The following is an 8,528-nucleotide window of genomic DNA, read 5'->3' on the forward strand; positions in this document are numbered from 1 at the left end:
CCGGGGGGCGGCCGGCCCCCGCGGCCGCGCCCTCGCCGGGCCGCCCCCGGACGTCCTTGACCAGCAGCATCGCGCTTGAACCGGCACCATCGCGCCGTAACTCCGGGGAGGACACGAATATGGGCGTCACACTCGCCAAGGGAGGCAATGTCTCCCTCTCCAAGGCCGCACCGAACCTCACACAGGTGTTGGTCGGGCTCGGCTGGGATGCGCGCTCCACCACCGGAGCCGACTTCGACCTCGACGCCAGCGCCCTGATGTGCAGCGGCGGACGGGTGCTCGGGGACGAGTGGTTCATCTTCTACAACAACCTCAAGAGCCCCGACGGCTCGGTCGAGCACACGGGGGACAACCTCACGGGTGAGGGCGACGGGGACGACGAGTCGGTCCTGATCGACCTGTCCAAGGTGCCGGCCAACGTCGAGAAGATCGTCTTCCCGGTCTCGATCCACGAGGCGGACAACCGCGGCCAGACCTTCGGCCAGGTCAGCAACGCCTTCATCCGTGTCGTCAACCAGGCCGACGGCCAGGAACTGGCGCGCTACGACCTCTCCGAGGACGCCTCCACCGAGACCGCGATGATCTTCGGCGAGGTCTACCGCTACGGCGGAGAGTGGAAGTTCCGAGCCGTAGGCCAGGGGTACGCGTCGGGGCTGCGTGGTATCGCTCTAGACTTCGGGGTCAACGTTTCGTAAAGCCGCGCGCGGCGGGGGGTACCTCCGTACTCGGCGCGGGGGAGCCCCGTACACAACGATTGGGTAGCCAGTGGTACTGAAAACCTTCGGCTGGTCGTTCGCGGTCACCGCGCTCGGCCTGGTCGCAGCGGTGTTCATCGGGGGGTGGCAGGCGTTCGGGATCGTGGCGATCCTGTCCATCCTCGAGATCTCGCTGTCCTTCGACAACGCGGTGGTCAACGCCGGAATCCTGAAGAAGATGAATGCCTTCTGGCAGAAGATCTTCCTCACCATCGGCATCCTGATCGCCGTCTTCGGTATGCGGCTGGTCTTTCCCGTCGTCATCGTCGCCATCAGCGCCAAGCTGGGCCCGATCGAGGCCGTCGACCTGGCGCTGAACAACAAGGACCTCTACGAGCAGTACGTGACCGACGCGCACGCGTCGATCGCCGCGTTCGGTGGCATGTTCCTGCTGATGATCTTCCTCGACTTCATCTTCGAGGACCGGGACATCAAGTGGCTCGGCTGGCTCGAGCGGCCGCTGGCGAAGCTCGGCAAGGTCGACATGCTGTCGGTCTGCATCGCGCTGATCGTGCTGCTCGTCTCGGCGATCACCGTCGCGACCCACGCGCACACCCACTCGGGCCCCGTCGACAAGTCGGCGACCGTTCTGCTCGCCGGTGTCGGGGGTCTGATCACCTATCTCATCGTGGGCGGTCTTTCGAGCTACTTCGAGAACAAGCTCGAGGAAGAGGAAGAGCGCGAACACGAGGAGGAGGAAGCCGCCAAGAAGGCCGGCAAGCCGGTCTCGGCGGTCAAGCTCGCCGGCAAGGCCGCGTTCTTCATGTTCCTCTACCTCGAGGTCCTGGACGCGTCCTTCTCGTTCGACGGTGTCATCGGCGCCTTCGCCATCACCAACGACATCGTCCTGATGGCCCTCGGCCTCGGTATCGGTGCCATGTACGTCCGGTCGCTCACGGTCTACCTGGTCCGCCAGGGCACCCTGGACGACTACGTGTACCTGGAGCACGGCGCGCACTACGCGATCGGTGCGCTGGCCGCGATCCTGCTCATCACGATCCAGTACGAGATCAACGAGGTCATCACCGGTCTCATCGGTGTCGTCCTGATCGGCTGGTCCTTCTGGTCCTCGGTGCGCCGCAACAAGCGGATCGCCGCGGAAGAAGCGGGAAGCGGCGGGGGCTCGGATGAGAAGTCCGAAGTCTCCTCCGGGGTGTGACCTTCCGGTAGACCAGGGAACGCTCTGAGCGGGGCGGCCACGAGGTGCTGAACCTCGGGCCGCCCCGTTGTCGTGATGTGGGACAGGGGAATGGGGGCGGGATGTCCTTCTGGGACGGTCTGCGGCGCGGACGTGCCGCGCAGTTCGAATCGGGTAGCGCCGCGACCAACGCGATCGCACTCACCAAGCGGCACCCGGTGGTGTCCCTGAACCGTCAGGGGGCGGCCACCGGCAATCTGCGGGTCAACCTGTCCTGGCGGATGCGTACGTCGGACATCGAGGGGCGCTCGCGGCAGAGCGGTCTGCTCAGGCATCCGTTCAAGATGTTCAAGCCCGATGTGGTGCAGGCGCACACCCAGGGCGTGGTCAACGTCGACCTGGACATCGGCTGCCTGTACGAGCTGACGGACGGCGCCAAGGGTGTGGTCCAGCCGCTGGGCAGCTTCTTCGGGAACCTCAACGCGCCGCCGTATGTGAAGCTCAGCGGCGACGACCGGTTCGGCGCGCCTTCCGGTGAGACCATCTACGTCAATCTCGACCACCGCGAGTCCATCAAGCGGCTGCTCGTCTTCGTCTACATCTACGACCAGACACCGGCCTTCGACCGTACGCACGCCAAGGTCACGCTGTATCCGAGCAACGGGCCGCGCATCGAGATCGAACTCGACGAGCGCGCCCCGCAGGCGCGGTCCTGCGCGGTGTTCTCCCTGGAGAACGTCAAGGGCGAACTGACCGTGCGGCGCGAGGTGAAGTTCGTCTACGGGTTCCAGGCCGAGCTCGACCGCTTGTTCGGCTGGGGGCTGCAGTGGGGGCGGGGGTACAAGTCGAAGGTGGGGGACCGGTGAGGTCCCTGGCCTGCGTCTGCGGGCTCCAGCCGTCTCACTCGCCTCAGCGGCCTCACTCGCTTCAGCCGCTTCAGCCGCTTCAGCTGTTTCAGCTGCTTCAGCCGCCTCAGCGGCCGATGAACTGAGGTCCCTGGGGCGGCAGTTTGAAGTGCGGGTCCGGGGCGGGCGCCGGCTGGACGGGCGGCGCGGCGGGGGCCGGCTGCGGATAGCCGTAGGCGGGCCCCGGCGACGCGGGCTGCGGGTAACCGTAGGCGGGCTGGGTGGCGGGGGTCGGATCCTGCCGCTGGTGCGGGTAGCCGTACGCCGGCTGGGGACCCGGCGCGGCGGGCCCCGGGTCCGGGGGCGCGACCGGCGGTGCGGGGGCGGGGACCGGAGCGGGCCGCGCGGGTGCCGGGGCCGCCGCCTTGTTCTCGGACTCGTCGACGGAGATACCGAAGTCCGTGGCCAGGCCGACCAGACCGTTGAGGTATCCCTCGCCGACCGCGCGGAACTTCCAGCCCTCCTTGCGCCGGTACAGCTCGCCGCAGATCAGCGCCGTCTCATTGCCCGTCTCCGGCTTCACATCGAAGACGGCATACGGCTTGTCGCCGCCCTGGGCCGCGTCGTACAGCGAAATGCGCAGCGACCGTACGTGCTCGAAGGGCACGTCCTCGGCCGAGGCGACGATGAGGATCTTGACCACGGCCGGGTCGAGCCCCGCAAGATCCGCCTGGATCGTGTCCGTGAGACCTTCGGCCAGCCGCTTCTTGCCGAGACGCCAGACCTTGCCCGAAGGGTGGCGGGGCTGGTTGAAGAAGACGAAGTCCTCGTCGGAGCGGACCCGGCCGTCCGGGCCGAGCAGCAGCGCCGAGGCGTCGACGTCGGGCACATCCGAGCTCGGGGCCCAGCGCAGCACCGCGCGTACCGCCGTCGCTTCCAGCGGGACGTTCGACCCCTTCAGCATCGTGTGCGTCATGACGGTCATCCTGCCTGTTGCGGGGTTGCCGGTACAACGTGGGGGCACTTGTGGGGGTGGCCGACCGGCCTACGGTGAGGGGGCGGAATCCGACACGTGCAAGAGTGTCGGTCATGGCTGAGTTACCGGCGTTTTCCTGATTTTCACGCGTGGGGGGAACTGCCGACACACGGACCTACGTACTATTACCGGCCACATCAAGCGGTCACCTTGTCGTTACGGGGGAGTCTCATGCGTCATTTCGGGCATATAGCGCCTGAGATCCGGAAGGGTTTGTTCCATCAGGAGCCCGGCGAGTTCGACGCCGACTCTCCTGCCGGGCTGCTGTCGGCCGCCCTCGGGGCGACCCTGTACAGCCCGGCCACCCGGCCACGGCTCGGCCAGGACATCCTCAAGCAGGGCGGCCGCGGAGTGGTCTCGATGGTGCTCTGCCTCGAGGACTCGATCGACGACGCCGAGGTCGACGGCGCGGAGGCGAACCTGGTCACCCAGTTCGCCGAGCTCGCCGCCCTGAGCGCGGACCCGGGATCCCAGGCAGCCGGCGATCTGCCGCTGCTGTTCATACGGGTGCGCAAGCCCTCGCAGATACCCGATCTCGTACGGCGTCTCGGACCCTCCGTATCCCTGCTGTCCGGATTCGTACTGCCGAAGTTCACCGAAGAACGCGGAGTGCCCTTCCTGGAGGCGCTGACCGCGGCGGAACTGGCCAGCGGGCGGCGGCTGTTCGCGATGCCGGTCCTCGAATCGCCCGAGCTGCTGCATCTGGAGTCCCGGGCCGACACCCTCGCCGGCATCTCCCGCACCGTCGACAAGTACCGCGACCGGGTGCTCGCGCTGCGGCTCGGCGTGACCGACTTCTGTTCCGCGTACGGGCTGCGCCGGCCGCCGGACATGACCGCGTACGACGTGCACATCGTCGCCTCCGTGATCGCGGATGTGGTGAACATGCTGGGGCGGGCCGACGGCACCGGCTTCACCGTGACCGGTCCGGTGTGGGAGTACTTCCGACACCAGGAGCGGATGTTCAAGCCGCAGCTGCGCTCCAGCCCCTTCCTGGGGCGTGCCGAGGAGCTGCGCACGGCGCTCATCGAGCACGACATGGACGGACTGCTCCGCGAGATCGCGCTCGACCGGGCCAACGGACTGCTCGGCAAGACCTGCATCCACCCCTCCCATGTGCTGCCGGTGCACGCCATGTCGGTCGTCAGCCATGAGGAGTTCAGCGATGCCCAGGACATCTTGCGGCCCGAGAAGGGCGGCGGGGGCGTGATGCGCTCCTCGTACACGAACAAGATGAACGAGGTGAAGCCGCACCGCGCCTGGGCCGAGCGCACCCTGCAGCGTGCGCAGGTCTTCGGTGTGGCCCACGCCGATGTCGGCTTCGTGGAACTGCTCACGGCCGGGCTTCCGGCCTGAACGTGCCGGACGGGACAGCTGCCGTGACGAACGTAAGGAAGACAGAGAACGTGGTGTGGTCGGGTACCTGGGTCGGCGAGCGACTCGGCGTGGAGCTCATCGGCGATACGCAACTGAACGACATGCTGGGGCTCGCGCTGCGCCGCAACCCCAAGCGGGCGCATCTCCTTGTCTCCCAGGTGCTCGGCAAGCACGTGCCGCAGAGCCCGCGTGTGGTGTGGCGCTCGGGATACGAACTCGGCCTGCGGGTCAAGGACTTGCTCGGTGAGCAGGAGGCCGCACGCGCGGTGGTCCTCGGCTACGCGGAGACCGCGACCGGCCTGGGCCACTCGGTGGCGGACGGTCTGGCCCTGGCGCCGTATCTGCACTCCACGCGCCGCCCCGTCGCAGGCGTCGCCACCGCGGGCGGCTTCGAGGAGTCCCACTCGCACGCCACCTCCCATCTGCTGCTGCCCGAGGACCCGTCGCTGCTCGCCGGGGACGGTCCGCTGGTCCTCGTCGACGACGAGTTCTCCACCGGCAATACGGTCCTGAACACGATCCGCGCGCTGCACGAGCGCTATCCGCGCGAGCGGTACGTGATCGTCGCCCTGGTCGACATGCGCTCGGCTAAGGACCGGGGGCGGCTCGCGGAGTTCGCTCAGGAGATCGGCGTGCGCGTCGACCTGGTGGCCACGGCTTCGGGGACGGTACGGCTGCCCGAAGGGGTCCTGGAGAAGGGCCAAGCGCTGGTGTCCGAGCATGAGCAGGGCGCCGCGGACCGGCTCTCCGTACCGCGCCAGGAGCGCCGGCAGTCCGTGCGGCGCGTCGAGCTGGGCTGGCCCGCAGGCGTCCCGGACGGCGGACGGCACGGCTTTCTGCCCGAGCACCGGGCCGAGCTCGATGCCGCGCTGCCCGCCATGGCCGGGCGTATCGCGGACGAGCTCGGCGCGGCACGGCGCGTACTCGTCCTCGGCTTCGAGGAGTTGATGTACGCCCCGCTCGCACTCGGCGTGGCCCTGGAGGAACGGACCGACGCCGAGGTCCGCTTCTCGACCACCACCCGCTCGCCCGTCCTGGCCGTCGACGACCCGGGCTACGCGATCCGCAGCCGGCTCACCTTCCCCGCCCATGACGCCCCGGCCGACGGGCCCGGCCCGCGCTTCGCGTACAACGTGGCGGGCGGTGGCTTCGACGCCGTCGTGGCCGTCGTCGACTCCGCGGCGGACACCCCCGAACTGCACGCCGCCGACGGCCTGTTGGCACAGCTCGGCCTGCACACCGGCCAGGTCCTGCTCGCCGTCGTCCCCTCCTACATACCCGCCCCGCCCAGCGCGGCGGCACCGACCAGCACCCCCGAGGACCACCTGATGCTGCCCGAGCCCCTGCGCGGCCCCGCCTTCTCCTCCTACGCACCGGACGAGGTGGGCTGGCTGCTGCAGGATCTCTCGGAGGTCGAGCTCGAAGCGCCGACCGAGGAGCGCGAGGAGGCGATCCAGAGCGGCGGCGCCCACTACGCCGAGTCGCTGCCCGTCGAGTACCAGCCGAACGAGCAGTACCAGGAGCTGTTCAAGGCGGCCCTCGACACCTCGGCGGCCCGGATCGCGCAGGCCGTCGGTGTCGTCACGGAGACGGTGCTCGCCGAGCACCCGGGGGACACCCCGCCCGTACTGGTGTCGCTCGCGCGCGCCGGTACGCCCGTGGGCGTGCTGATGCGCCGCTGGGCACAGCACCGGCACGGACTCGGCCTGCCGCACTACGCGGTCTCGATCGTGCGCGGCCGCGGTATCGACGCCAACGCGCTGCGCTGGCTCGCCGCCCATCACGACCCCGCCGATGTGGTGTTCGTCGACGGCTGGACCGGCAAGGGCGCGATCACCCGCGAACTCGCCCAGGCCATCGAGGAGTTCGAGGCAGGCGGCGGGGCCCCGGGCTTCTCCCCGGAGATCGCTGTCCTCGCCGACCCGGGCTCCTGCGTCCGCACCTACGGCACCCGCGAGGACTTCCTCATCCCCTCCGCCTGCCTCAACTCCACGGTGTCCGGCCTGATATCGCGCACCGTGCTCCGCTCCGACCTGGTCGGCGCGGACGATTTCCACGGCGCGAAGTTCTACCGCGAGCTGACGGACGTGGACGTGTCGGGCTTGTTCCTCGACACCGTGGCGGCCCGTTTCGACGAGGTCGCCGATGCGGTGGACCTCCAGGCCAAGGAGCTGCTCACGGCGGACCGCGCGCCCACCTGGGAGGGCTGGGCCGCGGTGGAACGGATCAGCGACGAGTACGGCATCCACGACGTGAACCTCGTCAAGCCGGGCGTCGGCGAGACCACCCGGGTGCTCCTGCGCCGGGTGCCGTGGAAGATCCTCGCCCAGCGCGGCGCCGGAGCGGACCTCGACCACGTACGGCTGCTCGCCGAACAGCGCGGAGTCCCCGTCGAGGAGGTCGATGACCTCCCGTACACCTGTGTAGGACTCATCCACCCCCGCTTCACGCGGGGCGCGACCGGCGCCGACGGCAAGGCGGTGGACGCGAAGTGAGTACGTCCTCCACGAACGTGACTTCCACGCCCGTGACTTCCACGAACGTGACGTCCACGAACGTGACCTCCACGCCCGCGACGTCCATGACCGCGACGTCCACGGGCCCGACCCTGGTCGCCAGTGATCTCGACCGGACCCTGATCTACTCCCCGGCGGCGCTGCAGCTCGCCATGCCCGACCCCCAGGCACCCCGGCTGCTCTGCGTCGAGGTGCACGAGGGCAGGCCGCTCTCCTTCGTCACCGAGACCGCGGCCGTGCTCCTGGACGAACTGGCCCGCAGCACCGTCTTCGTGCCGACCACCACCCGCACCCGCAAGCAGTACCGCCGGATCAACCTGCCCGGCCCTCGGCCCCAGTACGCGATCTGCGCCAACGGCGGCCACATCCTCGTCGACGGTGTCTCCGACCGGGACTGGCGGCGGCAGGTCGCCGCGCGGCTCGCCGACGAGTGCGCCTCCCTCGACGAGGTGCGCGAGCATCTGCGACGTACCACCGACGATGCCTGGCTGCTCAAGGAGCGCGTGGCGGAAGACCTGTTCGCCTATCTCGTGGTCGAGCGCGCGCTGCTGCCCGAAGGCTGGGTCAAGGAGCTCGCCGAGTGGGCCGAGGGGCGCGGCTGGACCGTGTCGCTGCAGGGCCGGAAGATCTACGCGGTGCCGAAGCCGCTCACCAAGAGCGCCGCGATGCGCGAGGTCGCCCGCCGTACGGAAGCGGGCCTCACCCTCGCGGCCGGCGACTCCCTGCTCGACGCCGACCTGCTGCTCGCCGCGGACCGGTCCTGGCGCCCGGGCCACGGCGAGCTCGCCGACGAGGGCTGGGAGGCGGCGGCCCCGACCCCCCTCCCGGGGCGGGGGGGCGCGGGCGGGGGGGGGGGGGAGG

At 69.5% G+C, this 8,528-nt stretch carries 7 protein-coding genes; 6 read left to right on the top strand and 1 reads right to left on the bottom strand.

The genetic code is table 11. From position 1 onward, the window contains the following. Positions 1-119 precede the first annotated feature (119 nt). The 3 genes from JAO81_RS16980 to JAO81_RS16990 all read left to right on the top strand — a co-directional run bounded on the left by JAO81_RS16980 (position 120) and on the right by JAO81_RS16990 (position 2,759). Entirely contained in the window at positions 120-695 is a 576-nt protein-coding gene (locus JAO81_RS16980; protein WP_165336558.1) for a TerD family protein, read from the top strand. Positions 696-765: 70 nt separating this feature from the next. Next, a complete protein-coding gene (locus JAO81_RS16985; RefSeq protein WP_199548697.1) occupies positions 766-1,914 on the top strand; it encodes a DUF475 domain-containing protein in 1,149 nt (382 codons plus the stop codon). A gap of 101 nt (positions 1,915-2,015) precedes the next feature. Next, complete coding sequence (locus tag JAO81_RS16990; RefSeq protein ID WP_199548698.1) at positions 2,016-2,759, top strand: Tellurium resistance; 744 nt, start codon at positions 2,016-2,018, stop codon at positions 2,757-2,759. A gap of 106 nt (positions 2,760-2,865) precedes the next feature. Here the strand turns inward: JAO81_RS16990 and JAO81_RS16995 are convergent, their stop codons facing one another. After that, entirely contained in the window at positions 2,866-3,714 is an 849-nt protein-coding gene (locus JAO81_RS16995; RefSeq protein WP_199548699.1) for a TerD family protein, read from the bottom strand. Positions 3,715-3,945: 231 nt separating this feature from the next. Here JAO81_RS16995 and JAO81_RS17000 point away from each other — a divergent pair, with 231 nt between their 5' ends. From JAO81_RS17000 to JAO81_RS17010, 3 genes are all read left to right on the top strand, one after another. Beyond that, on the top strand, positions 3,946-5,130 hold the full coding sequence (locus JAO81_RS17000) for an HpcH/HpaI aldolase/citrate lyase family protein (protein ID WP_199548700.1): 1,185 nt from the start codon (positions 3,946-3,948) through the stop codon (positions 5,128-5,130). Between the two features lie 23 nt (positions 5,131-5,153). Continuing rightward, positions 5,154-7,646: a phosphoribosyltransferase gene (locus JAO81_RS17005; RefSeq protein WP_307813429.1), complete on the top strand. Its 2,493-nt coding sequence runs from the start codon at positions 5,154-5,156 to the stop codon at positions 7,644-7,646. A gap of 86 nt (positions 7,647-7,732) precedes the next feature. Then, the coding region (locus JAO81_RS17010) for an HAD family hydrolase (protein WP_199548756.1) at positions 7,733-8,528 on the top strand (796 nt) is incomplete at its 3' end.

Source organism: Streptomyces sp. N35 (assembly GCF_016464295.1).
Taxonomy (GTDB): domain Bacteria; phylum Actinomycetota; class Actinomycetes; order Streptomycetales; family Streptomycetaceae; genus Streptomyces.